Annotated in this window: 20 protein-coding genes and 1 riboswitch; of the genes, 11 read left to right on the top strand and 9 right to left on the bottom strand. The window is 73.3% G+C overall.

Translation table 11 applies throughout. The features are described from left to right. Window position 1: 1 nt before the first annotated feature. From IT780_RS24305 to IT780_RS24320, 4 genes are read left to right on the top strand one after another with little or no spacing between them, the layout of a single operon-like run. The gene (locus tag IT780_RS24305) at window positions 2-889 is read left to right on the top strand and encodes a metal ABC transporter permease (protein WP_199513958.1); all 888 of its coding nucleotides are present in this window, start codon (window positions 2-4) and stop codon (window positions 887-889) included. Beyond that, complete coding sequence (locus tag IT780_RS24310) at window positions 886-1203, top strand: ArsR/SmtB family transcription factor (RefSeq protein WP_199513959.1); 318 nt, start codon at window positions 886-888, stop codon at window positions 1201-1203. Before IT780_RS24305 ends, IT780_RS24310 begins: the two co-directional genes overlap by 4 nt. Continuing rightward, window positions 1200-1607 carry a Fur family transcriptional regulator gene (locus IT780_RS24315; protein ID WP_199513960.1) on the top strand — a complete coding sequence of 136 codons (408 nt, stop codon included), beginning with the start codon at window positions 1200-1202 and terminating at the stop codon, window positions 1605-1607. Before IT780_RS24310 ends, IT780_RS24315 begins: the two co-directional genes overlap by 4 nt. A 54-nt stretch (window positions 1608-1661) precedes the next feature. Further along, on the top strand, window positions 1662-2267 hold the full coding sequence (locus IT780_RS24320; RefSeq protein WP_233413453.1) for a hypothetical protein: 606 nt from the start codon (window positions 1662-1664) through the stop codon (window positions 2265-2267). Here IT780_RS24320 and IT780_RS24325 read toward each other — a convergent pair. Further along, the gene (locus IT780_RS24325) at window positions 2245-2781 is read right to left on the bottom strand and encodes a DUF6328 family protein (protein WP_199513962.1); all 537 of its coding nucleotides are present in this window, start codon (window positions 2779-2781) and stop codon (window positions 2245-2247) included. The two genes, IT780_RS24320 and IT780_RS24325, sit on opposite strands and share 23 nt — an antisense overlap. A 75-nt stretch (window positions 2782-2856) precedes the next feature. Beyond that, window positions 2857-3672 (bottom strand): alpha/beta fold hydrolase, encoded by an 816-nt coding sequence (locus IT780_RS24330; RefSeq protein ID WP_199513963.1) that lies wholly within the window; start codon window positions 3670-3672, stop codon window positions 2857-2859. Window positions 3673-3811: 139 nt separating this feature from the next. Further along, a riboswitch (TPP riboswitch) is annotated at window positions 3812-3918 on the top strand. Between the two features lie 68 nt (window positions 3919-3986). Here IT780_RS24330 and IT780_RS24335 point away from each other — a divergent pair. From IT780_RS24335 to IT780_RS24345, 3 genes are read left to right on the top strand one after another with little or no spacing between them, the layout of a single operon-like run. Beyond that, window positions 3987-4568 (top strand): ECF transporter S component, encoded by a 582-nt coding sequence (locus tag IT780_RS24335; protein ID WP_199514052.1) that lies wholly within the window; start codon window positions 3987-3989, stop codon window positions 4566-4568. A gap of 2 nt (window positions 4569-4570) precedes the next feature. Beyond that, window positions 4571-6001, top strand: coding sequence for an ABC transporter ATP-binding protein (locus tag IT780_RS24340; RefSeq protein ID WP_199513964.1), 1431 nt, complete (start codon window positions 4571-4573; stop codon window positions 5999-6001). Beyond that, entirely contained in the window at window positions 5998-6801 is an 804-nt protein-coding gene (locus IT780_RS24345) for an energy-coupling factor transporter transmembrane component T family protein (RefSeq protein WP_199513965.1), read from the top strand. Before IT780_RS24340 ends, IT780_RS24345 begins: the two co-directional genes overlap by 4 nt. A 21-nt stretch (window positions 6802-6822) precedes the next feature. On the opposite strand, the gene IT780_RS24350 is transcribed toward IT780_RS24345, so the two are convergent. Beyond that, a complete protein-coding gene (locus IT780_RS24350; protein WP_307831347.1) occupies window positions 6823-7278 on the bottom strand; it encodes an SRPBCC family protein in 456 nt (151 codons plus the stop codon). 84 nt (window positions 7279-7362) lie between these two features. Here IT780_RS24350 and IT780_RS24355 point away from each other — a divergent pair, with 84 nt between their 5' ends. Both IT780_RS24355 and IT780_RS24360 read left to right on the top strand, forming a co-directional pair. Then, the gene (locus tag IT780_RS24355) at window positions 7363-7860 is read left to right on the top strand and encodes a SigE family RNA polymerase sigma factor (protein WP_307831348.1); all 498 of its coding nucleotides are present in this window, start codon (window positions 7363-7365) and stop codon (window positions 7858-7860) included. Then, on the top strand, window positions 7857-8672 hold the full coding sequence (locus IT780_RS24360; protein ID WP_199513968.1) for a hypothetical protein: 816 nt from the start codon (window positions 7857-7859) through the stop codon (window positions 8670-8672). Before IT780_RS24355 ends, IT780_RS24360 begins: the two co-directional genes overlap by 4 nt. Window positions 8673-8677: 5 nt before the next feature. On the opposite strand, the gene IT780_RS24365 is transcribed toward IT780_RS24360, so the two are convergent. The 3 genes from IT780_RS24365 to IT780_RS24375 all read right to left on the bottom strand — a co-directional run bounded on the left by IT780_RS24365 (window position 8678) and on the right by IT780_RS24375 (window position 11615). Continuing rightward, window positions 8678-9163, bottom strand: a complete 486-nt coding sequence (locus IT780_RS24365) for a hypothetical protein (protein ID WP_199513969.1) — start codon at window positions 9161-9163, stop codon at window positions 8678-8680. Beyond that, window positions 9160-10863: a CehA/McbA family metallohydrolase domain-containing protein gene (locus IT780_RS24370; RefSeq protein ID WP_199513970.1), complete on the bottom strand. Its 1704-nt coding sequence runs from the start codon at window positions 10861-10863 to the stop codon at window positions 9160-9162. The genes IT780_RS24365 and IT780_RS24370 overlap by 4 nt, the downstream gene beginning before the upstream one ends. Before the next feature lie 107 nt (window positions 10864-10970). After that, the gene (locus IT780_RS24375; protein ID WP_199513971.1) at window positions 10971-11615 is read right to left on the bottom strand and encodes a hypothetical protein; all 645 of its coding nucleotides are present in this window, start codon (window positions 11613-11615) and stop codon (window positions 10971-10973) included. A gap of 153 nt (window positions 11616-11768) precedes the next feature. Between IT780_RS24375 and IT780_RS24380 the strand changes: the two genes are divergently transcribed. Together IT780_RS24380 and IT780_RS24385 are read left to right on the top strand one after the other, a co-directional pair. Then, window positions 11769-12065, top strand: a complete 297-nt coding sequence (locus IT780_RS24380) for an MTH1187 family thiamine-binding protein (RefSeq protein WP_199513972.1) — start codon at window positions 11769-11771, stop codon at window positions 12063-12065. Next, entirely contained in the window at window positions 12062-12736 is a 675-nt protein-coding gene (locus tag IT780_RS24385; protein ID WP_307831349.1) for a haloacid dehalogenase-like hydrolase, read from the top strand. The genes IT780_RS24380 and IT780_RS24385 overlap by 4 nt, the downstream gene beginning before the upstream one ends. Here the strand turns inward: IT780_RS24385 and IT780_RS24390 are convergent. From IT780_RS24390 to recO, 3 genes are all read right to left on the bottom strand, one after another. After that, complete coding sequence (locus IT780_RS24390; protein ID WP_199513973.1) at window positions 12726-13313, bottom strand: histidine phosphatase family protein; 588 nt, start codon at window positions 13311-13313, stop codon at window positions 12726-12728. The genes IT780_RS24385 and IT780_RS24390 overlap by 11 nt on opposite strands. Then, window positions 13310-14089 (bottom strand): isoprenyl transferase, encoded by a 780-nt coding sequence (locus tag IT780_RS24395; RefSeq protein ID WP_199513974.1) that lies wholly within the window; start codon window positions 14087-14089, stop codon window positions 13310-13312. Before IT780_RS24395 ends, IT780_RS24390 begins: the two co-directional genes overlap by 4 nt. Before the next feature lie 89 nt (window positions 14090-14178). Next, a complete protein-coding gene (gene recO / locus IT780_RS24400; RefSeq protein ID WP_307831351.1) occupies window positions 14179-14955 on the bottom strand; it encodes a DNA repair protein RecO in 777 nt (258 codons plus the stop codon). Window positions 14956-14985 lie beyond the last annotated feature (30 nt).

Below are 14985 nucleotides of genomic sequence, written 5' to 3' on the forward strand. Positions count from 1 at the left end.
CATGGACCTCTTTCAGTACGACTTCATGCTGCGAGCTCTCGCCGGCGCGCTGATCATCGGGCTGGCCGCCCCGGCGCTGGGCATCTACCTCGTGCAGCGGCGGCTGTCGCTGATCGGCGACGGCATCGGGCACGTGGCGCTGACCGGCGTCGGCGTCGGGCTGCTCCTGCAGCAGTCGCCGGTGCTCACCGCGGTCGTCGTGGCCGTGCTCGGGGCCGTCGGCGTCGAGTTGGTGCGTGAGCGCGGCCGTACGTCCGGCGACCTCGCCCTGGCGCTGCTGTTCTACGGCGGCATCGCGGGCGGCGTGGTCCTCGTGGGACTCTCCGACGACAGCGCCAACGCCAACCTGATGCAGTACCTCTTCGGCTCGCTGATCACCACGACCCGGCAGGACCTGATCGTCATCGCGATCCTGGGCGCCGCCGTGCTCACCGCGATGCTCGCGCTGCGCCCGGCGCTGTTCGCGGTCTGCAACGACGAGGAGTACGCGCGCGTCTCCGGCCTGCCCGTGCGTACGCTCAATCTCGTGATCGCCGCCACCACGGCCGTGACCGTCACGATCGCCATGCGCACCGTCGGCCTGCTGCTCGTCAGCGCCCTCATGGTCGTGCCGGTGGCGGCCGCGCAGCAGATCACCCGCGGGTTCCGCAGCACGATGGCGCTGGCGATGGGCATCGGCGTGACCGCCGCCGCGGCCGGGGTCTGGGCCGCCGGCGAGATCGACACCGCGCCCGGCGCCACGATCGTCATCCTGGCGATCGCCGCGTTCCTCGCCATCACCGTGGGCAGCGCGACCTGGCGGGTGCTGCGCCGGCACATCCCCGCGGAGCGGCACGCCGAGCACGCCGAACCGCCCGACGTGGTCCTGCAGGAAGCGGGCGCCCGATGAGCGCCCATCCGGTGCCGGGCACGGCGACCGGCTACGAGGCGTACGAGGCGGCCGGCGAGCTGCTGCGCGCGCTGTCCGCACCGATCCGCGTCGCCATAGTCGCGGAGCTCGGCGGCGGCGAGCGGTGCGTGCACGAGCTCGTCGAGAAGCTGGGCGCACCGCAGCCGCTGGTCTCGCAGCACCTGCGGGTGCTGCGCGGCGCGGGGGTGGTGCGGGGTGCACGGCGTGGACGCGAGATCGCATACTCGCTCGTGGACGAACACGTCGCGCACATCGTCGCGGACGCGGTGAGCCATGCGAGGGAGGGATCATGACGGACGAGGGAACCGTTGTCCGCAACACCCGGCAGCGGACCGCGGTCCGCGACCTCCTCGCCGACTGCGAGGGCTTCCACAGCGCCCAGGACCTGCACGCGATCCTGCGCGAGCGCGGCGAACGGGTCGGGCTGACCACGGTGTACCGCACGCTGCAGGGGCTGGCCGACGCCGGCGAGATCGACGTGATGCGCCCGCCCGGCGGCGAGCACCTGTACCGCCGGTGCAGCCAGGGGCACCACCACCACCTGGTCTGCCGGTCCTGCGGCCGTACGGTCGAGGTCGAGGGCCCGGCCGTGGAGACCTGGGCGCAGCGGGTCGCCGGTGAGCACGGGTTCGTCGACGTCTCGCACACCATGGAGATCTTCGGCACCTGCCCGGAGTGCGCGGCCCAGCGCTCCTAGCCCCCGCGTGGGAGGCTGTCGCGCCCTCGGCGTGGGAAGCTGTCGCGCGTGAAGATGTACGCCGACCGGCTGCCCACCGCCGTACGCCAGTTGCTGACCGACCTCGCCGTGGTCCTGTGGGTGTACGCCTGGATCCGCGCCGGGTTCTGGGTGAACGACATGGTGGAGAAGCTGGGCGTGCCCGGGCAGAAGTTGCAGGAGGCGGGCACCGGGATCGCCGGCAACCTGGGCGACATCGGCGGCAAGGTCGGCCGGGTGCCGCTCGTCGGCGACGACCTGACGGCGCCGTTCAACAGCGCGGCGGGCGCGGCGTCCCAGCTCGCCGAGGCGGGCCGGCAGCAGCAGGAGATCGTCGGCAAGCTGGCCGTCACGATGGCGCTGCTGATCGTCGCCGTGCCGCTGGCGCTGGTGCTGTTCCTGTGGTTGCCGCGGCGGCTGCGCTGGATGCGCCGCGCCGGGGTGGCCGCGGTGGTGCGCGAGCAGCCGGCCGGCCGCGACCTGCTGGCGTTGCGGGCCCTGGCGGGCCGGCCGCTGAACGAGCTCGCCGCGCTCGGCCCGGACATCGCCCAGTCCTGGCGCAACGGCGACGCCGACGCGGTGGAGGCGCTGGCCGCGCTGGAGTTGCGCGACCTCGGCCTCAGGCCCGCGAAGGCACGTTAGGTTCCTTGTTGGGCTCGGCGGCGTCCTCGGCGAACTCCTCGTCCTCCTCGTCGTCGTCCTCGTCCAGCCAGTTGCGCCGGGCGAACGGGATCGCGACCCAGAACGTCAGGAAGAAGGCCGCGGCGATCCCGGTGAACACCAGCGCCACCCACATGGGCAGCAGGTAGTCGGTGATCAGCAGGACGCTGCTGACCATGGCGACGAGCGTGAACGCCAGGCCACCGGTCGCCATCCGGTGGGCGTGCCGGACCAGCTCAGGCTTGCGGCCCTGGCGGAACAGCGCCCGGTGGAACGCCACCGGCGAGATGATCAGCGCGGTCGCGAACGCCGTCGAGATCAGCGCGACGATGTACGTGTCCTTCTGGAAGTCCGTCGTCTTGGGGAAACCGTTGCTGAACGGCAGCGTCAGGAGGAACGCGAAGAGGATCTGCACGCCGGTCTGCGCGACGCGCAACTCCTGCAGCAGGTCGGCGAAGTTGCGGTCCCACCGCTGCTTCTCGGTCTCATTCTTCATCCGGCGCTTCTCGGCGGCCATCAGGTCGTCTCCTCACCGTCATGTGGCGCATCGGATGCCCGGACCGCCGCGGCGTCAAACGCCGATCCGCGCGAGGGCCACGTCGGCCAGCGCGTCCGGCGCCTCCTCCGGCACCCAGTGCCCCACCCCGCGCAGCACGACCAGGCGGTAGTCCCCCTCGACCCAGGTCCGGGTGGCGAGCGCCGCCGACCGGCCGACGACCGGGTCGCGGTCGCTCCAGACGTACGTGGTGGGCACGGTGATCTTGCCGACACCGGCGAGCTGGCGGCCGGAGAGCGCCCGGTACCAGTTGAGCGCCCCGGTGAGCCGGCCCGGCTCGGCCATCGCGGACGCGTACCGGGCCGCGCGGGCCCCGATCGGGCGCATCATCCGCTTGAGCACCTCACCGTCGCGCGCCAGCAGCAGGCGCTCGGCGAAGCGGGACTGGAACACCTTCATGTACGCGAACCGCAGCCGCTGCGAGGGCTGGTTGCGCAGCGAGACGGCGAGCCCGCGCGGGTGCGGTACGGAGACCGCGGTGAGCGTACGGACCCGGTCCGGGTGATGCGCGGCGAGCAGCCAGCCCACCTGTGCGCCCCAGTCGTGGCCGATCACGTGCGCCCGTTCCACCCCGAGCGCGTCGAGCACCGCCACCGCGTCGGCCGTGGGCTCGTTCAGCCGGTAGTCCTCCACCGCGGCCGGCCGGGCGCCCGCCGAGTAGCCGCGCTGATCGAGGGCGTACGTCCGCAGCCCCGCCGCGTGCAACCGGGGCAGGATCAGGTCGAACTCGCGATGGTCCTGGGGGAAGCCGTGCAGCAGGAGCACCGGGTCGCCGTCGGCCGGGCCGCCCTCGTACACATCGAAGGTGAGCCCCCGGGCCTTGATCTCCATGTGACGCCTCCAACGCTGTTCCGTACAGCCGTACGGTGTTAACGTCCATGAAAATAACGTAGTGAATCCTTCTCGCGACGGTGGAGATCACCGCACCTGGCCCCCGCCCTGCGGGGGTCGAGGTAGGTCGCGAAAAGGATTCATCCGACAGGGGAGCGCACAGCGCTGAGAGTGCGGGTTCCGGCCCGCAGACCCTAGAACCTGATCTGGGTAATGCCAGCGCAGGGAGCTCGGTCTTCTCCAGCCGCGCCACGTCCGGGACAGCCCGGTCCGTGGCGTGCGTCTCCTCCCGGTACCCCTGGGAGGGCAACGACATGAACCAGTACCGCTGGCGCACGATCGACATCGTGATCGCCTCCATCATCGCCGTGGCGTTCGGCGTCATCTTCTGGGCGTGGAACACGGTCTGGAACCTGACCGAGGGCGCGTTCGCGTTCTTCCCGCCGGCCCAGGCGGTGCTCTACGGCGTCTGGCTGATGCCGGCCGTCCTCGCCGGCCTGATCATCCGCAAGCCGGGCGCCTCGCTCTACACCGAGACGGTCGCGGCGATCATTTCGGCGCTGCTCGGCTCGAAGTGGGGCGCGACGGTCATCCCCCAGGGTCTCGTGCAGGGCCTCGGCGCCGAACTCGCCTTCGCGATGCTGCTCTACCGGCAGTGGAAGCTGCCCGCCGCACTGCTCGCCGGGGCGCTCACCGGGCTCAGCGCCGCGCTGTACGACTTCTTCGTGTGGAACGGCGGCTACGCCCTGTGGGACTACCGCATCCCGTACGCGCTGATCACCATCGTCAGCGGCACCGCCATCGCGGGCGCCGGCAGCTGGGCACTGACCCGCGCGCTGGTGCCGACCGGCGTGCTGGACAGGTTCGCCGCGGGCCGGGACCGGGCACTGGTCTGATCATGGCGGAGGTCGTGCTGCGGGACTTCGGCTGGCGCCACGCGGGGCGCCGGTCATGGGCTGTCCGCGGCGTCGACCTGCACATCCGGCACGGCGAGCGGGTGCTGCTGCTCGGGCCCTCCGGGGCCGGCAAGAGCACCCTGCTCGCCGCGCTCGCCGGGCTGCTGCCCGAGGACTCCGGCGAGGCCGAGGGCACCGTGGAGATCGACGGGCTCGATCCCCGCAAGGCACACGACGGCGTCGGCCTGCTCTTCCAGGACCCGCAGACCCAGCTCGTCATGGCCCGCAGCGGCGACGACGTGGCGTTCGGGCTGGAGAACCGGGGCGTGCCCGCGGGCGAGATCTGGCCGCGGGTCAGCGACGCGTTGGACCGGGTCGGGTTCCCGTACCCGATCACCCGCGCGACCAGCGCCCTCTCCGGCGGCGAGCAGCAACGCCTCGCGCTCGCCGGCGTGCTCGCCCTGCGCCCCGGGCTGGTGCTGCTCGACGAACCCACCGCCAACCTCGACCCGGCCGGCGGCGACCTGATCCGCGAGGCCGTCGCCCGGGCGCGCGACCGCGACAGCACGCTGATCGTCGTCGAGCACCGGGTCGCCGAGGCGCTTCCGCTGATCGACCGGGTGGTGGTGCTCGCGCCGGGCGGCGGCGTCGCCGCCGACGGCGCCCCCGAGGTCGTCTTCGCCGGTCACGGCCCGTCGCTGGCCGGGCAGGGGGTCTGGGTGCCGGGCTATCCGCTGCCCCGGCACCCGGCCGCGGCGGCTCCGGGTGATGATCTGGTACGGGCACACAGCGCGGCCTTCCGGCACCGGCTGAGCGCCGCCAGCATGACCGCCCGCGCGGGCGAGGCCCTGGCGGTGACCGGACCCAACGGCGCCGGCAAGTCCACCCTCGCCCTGATGCTCGGCGGCCTCCTGGCACCCACGACCGGCCGGATCGACGTACCCGGCGAGGCGAAACCGCCGCACAGGTGGCGGGCGGCGCACCTCACCAGCCGCATCGGCTCGGTGTTCCAGACCGCGGAACATCAGTTCGTCACCAGCCGCGTCGCCGACGAGCTGGCGCTCGGGCCCCGCCGGCTCCGCCGCTCCCCCGCCCAGGTGGCGGCCACGGTGGACGACCTGCTGGCCCGGCTGCGGCTGACGGCGCTGGCGGAGGCCAACCCGTACACGCTCTCCGGCGGGGAGGCCCGGCGGCTCAGCGTGGCGACGGCCCTGGCCACCGCGCCGCGGCTGCTGGTGCTCGACGAGCCGACCTTCGGGCAGGACCGGCGTACCTGGATCGAGCTGGTGGCGCTGCTGGCCGCCCTGCGCGACGAGGGCCACGGCATCGTCGCGGTCACCCACGACGACGCGTTCGTCACCTCCCTCGCCGACCGCGTCCACCACCTCGGCCCCACGCCGGCCCCCGGCCCGCTCCCCCGGCGGCGGCCGTGACCCTGGCCCTCGAACCGGTCGCCGACCCGACGGCCCCGCTGGCCCGGCGCAACCCGGTGGCGAAACTCGGCGCGGCCCTGCTGTTCTCCATGCCGCTGATCGCCACGCTGGACCCGCTCACCCCGGCGATCGCGCTGGCCGTCGAGCTGTGCACGCTCCCGTTCTTCGGCGTACGCCTCGGCGTCCTGGCCCGCCGCGCGTGGCCGCTCACCCTCGCCGCCGCGGGCATCCTCGTGACGATGGTGCTGTTCGCCGCGGACCGTACGGGCTCCCACCTGCTCTCCGTCGGCCCGTTCGACATCACCACCGGCGTCGTGGCGGGCGCGCTCGGCCTCGTCCTGCGCGTCTTCGCGGTGGCTCTGCCGGGCATCATCGTCTTCGCCACCACCGACCCGACGGACCTCGCCGACGCGCTCGTCCAGAACGTCAAGGCCCCGGCCCGCTTCGCCATCGGCGCGCTGGCGGCATTCCGCCTGATTCCCCTGCTCACGGAGGAATGGCAGATGCTGACCATGGCCCGCCGAGCCCGGGGCATCGACGCGGGCCGCAACCCCCTGGCAAAGCTCCGTCTCTTCGCCTCGACAGCCTTCGCCCTGCTCGTGGGCGCCCTCCGCCGCGGCGGCCGCCTCGCGACGGCGATGGACGCCCGCGGCTTCGACTCCACGACCCCCCGCACGTACGCCCGCCGCCAGCACTTCACCAAGGCGGACGCGGCGCTGGTGGTGGGAGCGGGGGTGCTGGGAGCGGCGGCCCTGACGACGAGCATCCTGGCCGGCGTCTTCAACCCGATCCTCGGCTGACCGCCGCCGGGCGGACCGCCGTCAGGGGCGCTCGGCGAGGGTGGCGAGGCGGTCGAGGGAGGCCCGGAGCTTGTCGGCCGTCGTCGCGCGGGCTCGGGGCAGGCGCTTCTCGTCCGTGAGGTCGGTCCAGTCGTACGTGTGCGTCACCCGGGTCAGCTCCGGCCCGAGTTCCTCGAGCTCCCACCGCCACACGTGCCCCAGCGTGGGCTTGCCGGGCTCGGCGGGCTTCCACGCGATGCGGTGGCCCTCCTCGAACTCGAAGACGTGGTTCTCGCGGACGTTGCCGTTCGTCGTGGTCATGGTGAAGACGTCGCCGACCGCGTGGACGCGCTGCCCGGCGGGCGCCTCGGCCAGGTTGTCGTTGCCGTCCCACCGGGGCTGCTGTGCGGGGTCGGCGATGAGCTCGAAGATGCGGGCGGGCGCCGCCGCGATCTCGCGGGTGGCGCTCACGACCCGGCCGGTTCCATGATCGGTCACGGACCCATCCAAGCATGTGACCGCCGGCGTGCAACCCCGGTCCGGGGGTGCTCCGTCGTGCGGGGGGAAGCGATGGGAGGCACCGTGAGAAGGTCCGAGGAGGACGAGTTCCGCGCGTTCGTCGACGTCCGCATGGACCGGTGGCGGCGAGCGGCGTACCTGCTGTGCCATGACTGGCACATGGCCGACGACCTGGTGGCCGTCGTCGTGGGCAAGCTGTACCGGCATTGGCGCAAGGTCAGCGGCGCCGACAACCCCGACGCGTACGCCCAGCGCGTGCTGACGATGTCGTGGCTGGACGAGCGGCGCCGGCCGTGGCGGCGGGAGCACCCGGCCGGTGTGCTGCCGGACGCGGGCCGCAGCGAGCCGGACCGGGCGGGCGACCGGGACCGGCTGATCAGGCTGCTGGCGGGGCTGGCACCCCGGCAGCGCGCCGTGGTGGTTCTGCGCTTCTACTTCGACCACTCGGTCGAGGAGACCGCCGAACTGCTCGGCATCTCCGCGGGAACGGTCAAGAGCCAGTCGGCGCGAGGGCTGGAGACGCTGCGCGCGCTGGCGTACTCATCCGGGAGTCAGGAATGAACCAGCAGATGCTCGACCAGCTCATCGGCGCGCCGCCGCCGTCCACCGTCGACGTCGGGGCCGTCATCGTGTCGCAGCGCCGGCGGCAGCGGCTCCGCCGGTTCGGTACGGGCGCGGCGGCCGCGGCCGGCGTGGTCATCGCGGTGGTCGCGGGCATGAGCCTGGCCGGCGGCCCGCACTCGCGCGGCGCCTCCCCGCCTGCCGCGGCGTCGCCCAGCGCCCGGCCGTCGCCCAGCCTCGCCGGTCTCGTGCTGGAGACGGGCACCGCCGCCGGCCGGGAACGCACCAGGGCCGCGCTGCAGGAGGTCCTGGAGGAGGCCCTCACCGAGCACGCGCCGCAAGCCGGGTGGATCTACATGCCGGACGTGCCGGGCGAGCGGCGGACCCCCGACGGGCACCCGGTGCTGCGCGTCGAGCGCGATCCGGTCACGTTCGAGGGCCGGTCGGGGCTCACCGCCGGCGGCCGCAAGGGCGGTTTCTACCTCTCGGTACGCCCGACCGGCTGCGAGCCCGGCACGTCGTGCTCACCGGCGTACGAGTGCGACGACCTGCCGCCCGGCTGCACCGAGGCCCGGACGCCCGGCGGCCTGCGGGTGGTGCGGTGGCTGGAGAATCTCCCGGCCGGCGACGGCGACCGGTACGTCTTCTACGGCGTCCAGGTGATGCTGCGCGGCGGCGACCACACCCTGACCCTGCGGGCCGTGAACTACTTCGGTGGGGACGCCGCGCCGGTCAGCGCCCCGGCGCCGCCGTTGACCCGTACCCAACTGGACGGGATCGCCGGCACCGTGGCCGATCGCATCGCCGGTTGACCGGGTCAGTGCGCGGCGCAGCAGGGGGTGGGGTGCCGGGTCTCGAACGGGACCAGCGCCCCGCCCGCCGCCGGCATGGTCACCAGGACCAGCGTGCCGTCGCGCCACAGCGGACGGACGAAGTCGTTCGTCCTGACCACCGCCGACGGGTCGGCCTCGGCGCCGCCGAGGATCTCGACCCGGTCGATCGCGCTGCGGGCGAGAATGTCCGCGACCGTCAGCTCCCCGGTCAGCAGCTCCACCCCCGGGAAGACGACCGCGCGTCCGCCCTCGGCGGAGACGTCGGCGCGCGGCAGGTCCGCGGGCACCTCGCCGGCGAAGATCAATGTCCAGGCCACCTGCGGATGCGGCCGGCGGACCAGGTGCGTGCAGGCGAGCAGCGGCTGCGGGTCGAGCGACGCCAGCCAGTGTTCCGCGGCGGCCGTGTCGGGATGGCCGAGGCCGACCCCGACGACCGGCAGGCCGTCGAGGTCGGTCAGGGACGAGGTCACCGCGGCAGCACCCAGATCGGGTTGGTGTAGAACCACAGGTCACCCCACGGGTCGGCGTCGCCGGCGACGTCCAGCTGCGGACCGTACGGGTCGGTCGCGGCGCCCATCAGGCCGGGCTGCGTACGGTTCCCGTCGGTCCCCCGCAGGCGCAGGTAGAACGGCTTGTCGAGGCGGCCCAGCGCGTACGTGACCGTCAGCTTCCGCGCGCCCGGCGACACCTCGAACGACTTGACGACCCGGGTGTCCGGGGCCTTGAACGAGTCCTTGTCCGCGACCGGGCCGGTCACCGACCCGACGATCACGTCGACGCGCTTGAGGACCGGCACGAACTGCGCCCAGTTCGGCACGTCCTGCAGGTCGATCTCGAGGGTCAGCTCGGTGCTCGTGCCGCGCCGCACCTGCAGGACACCGCCGAGGGGCGTACCCGTGGAAGGCCGGCGGTCGCCCGCGACCCGGACGCGGGCGTCCAGGGTCTTGATGAGCCGGCCGTGGTCGACCCAGACCCGCCCGGCGCGCAGGCCGTCCATGACCGCCTTGTAGGAGAACGACGTCGCGCCCACGTTCGTACGCCCGTAGAAGCCCGGCCAGAAGTCGCCCGCCGAGGTGTTGACCGCGGGGTTGTAGACGGGGTCGTTGTACTTGCCGTTGGCGTCGAAGTCGCTGCCCGGGCCGCGCTGCGACTGGTCGAGGTAGACCACGTGACTGTCCGAGTTCACGGTCACCCACCACGCGCGGCCCTCGGCGAGCAGGCTGTCCCAGAGGCCGCCGACGGTGGCGGTCATCCAGTCGAAACCACCCCACGTCCGGTACGTCTCCAGCGGGTAGCCGGCGAACGACGCGGCGGACGGGTTGTTGTCGTAGAGCCCGCGCGCGCCGCCACGGCCGTTCGGGGCCTTGATACCGGCGGCCTGGTGGCCCGGCGCGCCCTCCATGCCGATGGCGACGGTGGGATCGGCGTCGCGCCAGTTGCGGATCTCGTGCGGCGAGTCGATGCCGCGGCGCGACGGGTGGTTGGCAAGGAACAGCGCGCCCTCGACCTTGCGCCGGCGTACCTGCTCGCCGAGGAACTTGATGCCGGCGATGGCGGTGGCCTCGTTCTGCGCCTCGGTGTTCGTGGCCGGCAGCTGCGAGCCGTCGTACGCCTGCTCGAAGCGCTTGAGCACGTCCACCTCGTTGCGGCCGGGGTGCACGAACACGGTCGCGTGCTCGGCGGCCGGGATGTTCCACTCCAGACCCTGGAACGTCAGCAGGTCCCGCAGCTCCTCGCGGGTCGCCCGGATGTCCGGGTTCACCTTCTCCACGCCGATCTTGGCGTGCGCGTTGCTGCCGTGGTCGGTGATGACGAGCCAGTCCAGCCCGTACGCCCGCCCGTGCTTCGCCTGGTCGATCACCCGGTACTGGGCGTCCGAGCTGTACTGCGTGTGGATGTGGTGGTCCCCGGCGAGCCACCGGAAGCCGCCCTGGGTGGCTCCCCCACCGGCCGGCCCGTGGGCGTGCGGGAGACCGGCGGCCGCGGCGGCCGAGGGGGACGCCAGCACCGACGCGGCCGCGCCGGCGCCGAGCAACCCGGCGCCGCGCAGGAAGCCCCGGCGCGAGACGTCCGCGGGCGACAGCTCGCTGTCGGGTACGTGCGGGTCGAGGGCGGGCGAGACGTCGGCGGCGTGCGGGTGGTCGTGATCGTGGTGGTGGCCGTGACCCATGTCCGGAGCTGCTGCGAGATCTAGGTGGTGACGGCGCCAATCTCGCCTCCCGCGCTCAACGCCCGGTGTCGCCCGGGTGGCCGCCGGGCGAACACGTCGAGGCAGGGCTAGTCTCCGGGGCCGGCCGGTGCGGCGCCGTTGTCCACGAGCGTGAAGGGCGTGCCCCGGCCCGGGGTGGCCACCAGCCCGGAACGGTCGACGCTCAGCCGCAGCCCGCCCTTGGCGCCGATCGTGTACGCCGCCTTTCCGCCGCGCTGCGGTTCCGACTCCAAGGTGAACCGCTGCCCCGCCCGGCCCGCGTCGCACGCCGCTGCCACGACGCTGCCGTCACGCAGGCCCATGCAGGCCGGCTCGCCGCTCTCGTCGGCCTTCGCGGTCCGGATCTGATGCTTCCCGTCGCCGACGGGGACGAGCACGAACAGGGTGCGGTCCGAGGGGCCGTCGGTGAGGCTCAGCCGCCCCTTGTCGTCCACGGTCAGGACGGACTCGGCGGAACCCACCGGCGCGATGACGACCTGCCGCTTGCCGGCCAGGATCGCGCCTCCCTTATCCGGCTTCCCCGAGCCGGTCCCCGCCGCCGGGCTGGACGGCGTCGCCGGCGGGACGGACGGCTCCCGGGTCACGGTCGACGGCGCCGGGGCCGAGGTGGACGCCGGGGCGTCGGCCGTCGGCACCTTCTGCGCCGTGCGGCAGGCCGGCAGCGTGAGAACCAGGACGGCGAGGGCGGCCGTACGGGCGAAAGCGGTGAACACGGCGGTCACTCTCCTCGATGAGTCGGCGGGCCCGCCCTTTGTACTCCGCAAGGTCCACCGCAAACCCGCGCGAAAACGATCTGTGCCCGAAATCCCTCTATGTCGATGACGGTCGACACATCGCCGGCCGCCCGGCTCTGCCACGATGGCCTCATGCTGGTTGCCTTCTCCGTCACGCCCCTGGGCGCCTCCGAGTCCGTCGGCGATCTGGTCGCCGAGGCCGTCCGGGTGGTCCGCGCCTCCGGCCTGCCCAACCGCACCGACGCCATGTTCACCACCGTCGAGGGCGAGTGGGACGAGGTGATGGCCGTGGTCAAGCAGGCCGTCGACGTCGTCGCCGCGCAGGCGCCCCGGGTCAGCGTGGTCCTCAAGGCGGACGTGCGCCCCGGCGTGACCGACGCGCTGAACACCAAGGTGGAGCACGTCGAGCGGCGGCTGGCCGGGCAGTGAGACGCCTCGTGATGTGGGACATCGACTACACCCTGCTGCGGGGTGGCGGTGTCGCGGCGCAGGCGTGGCGGGAGGCGTTCACCGAGGTCACCGGCGTGGCCTGGCGGTCGACGCCGAGCTTCGGGGGGCGTACCGACCTGGACATCTGCGCGGAGGTCTTCGCCGCGCACGGTGTCACCGACTGCACGCCGGAACGGTTCTTCGCCCGCTACGTCGAGCGGGTGCACGGGTCGCGGCACCTGTTCGCGGAGCAGGGCGAGCTGCTGCCGGGGGTGCGGGCGGTGCTGGACGTGCTGGGCGCACGCGACGATGTCGTGCAGACGCTCGTCACCGGCAACGTGCCGCAGGTCGCGGCGGCGAAGGTGGCAGCCTTCGACCTGACCGGGGTCTTCGACGCGGAGATCGGCGGTTACGGCACCGACGACAGCGTCCGGGCGACCCTCGTGCGCCGCTGCCGGGAACGGGCCGAGGCGAAGTACGGCGAGCGCTTCGAGCCCGTGGTCATCGGCGACACCCCCAACGACGTCTCGGCGGCGCTGGCCAACGACGCGCTCGCGGTCGGCGTGGCCACGGGCGCGACGAGCATGGCCGAGCTGGCCCTGGCCGGGGCGCACGCGGTGCTCCCGGACCTGTCCCGGGTGGACGCCGCGGTCGCCATCATCACCGGCTGACCCGCAGGTGCCGCGGGAAACCCGTCCAGCGCAGCTCGGCGGGGAGGTGCGACATGTCGTTGAAGACCAGCAGACCGGGCGGGCGCCCCTCGCTGTAGCGGATCACCGTGAGGGCGCAGTTGGCGGCGTTGAGCCCGAGCCAGCGCTCCGGCGGCGCCCCCAGCGCGTCCCGGACGAACCAGGCCACGAGGAAGGCGTGGGTCACGACAAGGTCGTGCCGCTCCGCGCCGTCCGGCGAGGGGACGGCGAACCGGCCCAGCGCCTGCGCGGCCAGCCGTGGCCCCGCCTCCAGCTCATCGGCGGTCCAGCCCTCGAACAGCACCTCGAACCCCGGGGGCACCGGGTCGGGCACGTACGGAACGTAGTCACCGGCAGCGTCCCACTCGGCGGGGGCGGGCCCGGGCAGCAGGGCTGCTGTCTCGGCGGCGCGGCGCAGCGGGCTGTGCGTGATCGAGGTCAGGGGCACGTCCCCGAGCCGTTCCGCCAGGCACTCCGCCTGCCGCCGTCCCGCCGCGGTCAGCCCGCTGTCCTCCGCCGCGTCGCCGTGCCGGGCCAGGTAGAGGTAACGGGCCGTCACACCGGGGCGATCGGGTTCGGGATCGCGCCGCCGAACCGGCGGTCACGCTGGGCGTACAGCTCGCACGCGTACCAGAGGTGGCGGCGGTCGAAGTCGGGCCAGAGGGTGTCGAGGAACACCAGCTCGGCGTACGCGGACTGCCAGAGCAGGAAGTTACTCGTACGCTGCTCCCCCGACGGGCGCAGGAACAGGTCCACCTCCGGCACCTCGGGGTGGTACAGGTACTTCTGGATGGTCTTCTCGGTGACCCGGTCGGCGCTCAGCTTGCCCGCCGCCACGTCCCGGGCGATGGCGGCCGCCGCGTCGGCGATCTCGGCCTGGCCGCCGTAGTTGACGCAGAACTGCAGGGTCAGCGTCTTGTTGCCGCGCGACATCTCCTCGGCGGTCTGCAGCTCGGAGATCACGCTCTTCCACAGCCGGCCGGTGCGGCCCGACCAGACCACCCGTACGCCCAGGTCGACGAGCTGGTCGCGGCGCCGGCGGATGACGTCGCGGTTGAAGCCCATGAGGAAGCGGACCTCCTCCGGCGACCGCTTCCAGTTCTCCGTGGAGAACGCGTACGCCGACAGATAGGGGATGCCGAGCTCGATCGCGCCCTCGATGGTGTCGAACAGCGAGAACTCGCCCTGCTCGTGGCCCTTGGTCCGGGACAGCCCCCGCTCCTTGGCCCAGCGGCCGTTGCCGTCCATCACCAGCGCCACGTGCCGCGGGATCGCACCCTTGGGCAGTTCGGGAGGGCGGGCGCCGGAGATGTGCGGCGTGGGCGGACGTGTCACTGAACTTTTTTCAACGTGGCGGGGCCGACCCGGGCCGCCACCGGCCGACGGCTCGGCACCGTCGGGCTTGATGCCAGGTTGAAAAAGGTTCACTGAATAGGCTCCCGTCGGTCGACAAGCGGAAGGGCGCGCAGGTTGCGCTCCATGTGCCACTGCAGGTGGGCCGCGACGAGGCCGCTGCACTCGCGGCGGACGGGCGGCTCGGCGGCGTCGGCGACGGCCCAGTCGCCGTGGGTCAGGGCGAGCATCAGCCCGAGCGTCGCCGGGGCCGGGTGGGCGGCGCCGGGCGGGCGGCAGTCCGGGCACACCGAGCCGCCGGCCGGCACCGAGAACGCACCGTGGCCGCCGGGCGTGCCGCAGACCGCGCACTCGGCCAGGGCGGGCGCCCAGCCGGCGAAGGCCATGCCGCGCAGCAGGTAGGCGTCCAGGACCAGGCTGGTCGAGTGCTCGCCGGCGGCCAGCGCCTTGAGCGCGCCCAGGGTCAGCTGGAAGAGCCGCAGCGACGGCTCCCGCTCGACCGGGGTGAGCCGCTCGGCGGTCTCCGCGATGGCGCTGGCCGCCGTGTAGCGCGGGTAGTCCTCGAGGAAGCGTTTGCCGTACAGCGCGAGGCCCTCGACCTGGCTGATCGAGTGCAGGCTGCTGCCGACCCCCTCGGGCGAGCCGGCGAGCTGGAGGTCGATGTGGCCGAACGGCTCCAGCCGCGCCCCGAACCGGGACGTGGTGCGCCGCACGCCCCGGGCCACGGCACGCAGCCGGCCGTGGCGGCGGGTCAGCAGCGTGATGATCCGGTCGCTCTCGCCGAGTTTCTGCACGCGCAGCACCACCGCGTCGTCGCGGTAGAGCTGGCGTCGGTATCCGGCGGGCACCCCGACATTCTGCCCCCTGGGTACGACAGA

The sequence above is a fragment of the Nucisporomicrobium flavum genome, from assembly GCF_016464385.1.
GTDB classification, from domain to species: domain Bacteria; phylum Actinomycetota; class Actinomycetes; order Mycobacteriales; family Micromonosporaceae; genus Actinoplanes; species Actinoplanes flavus_A.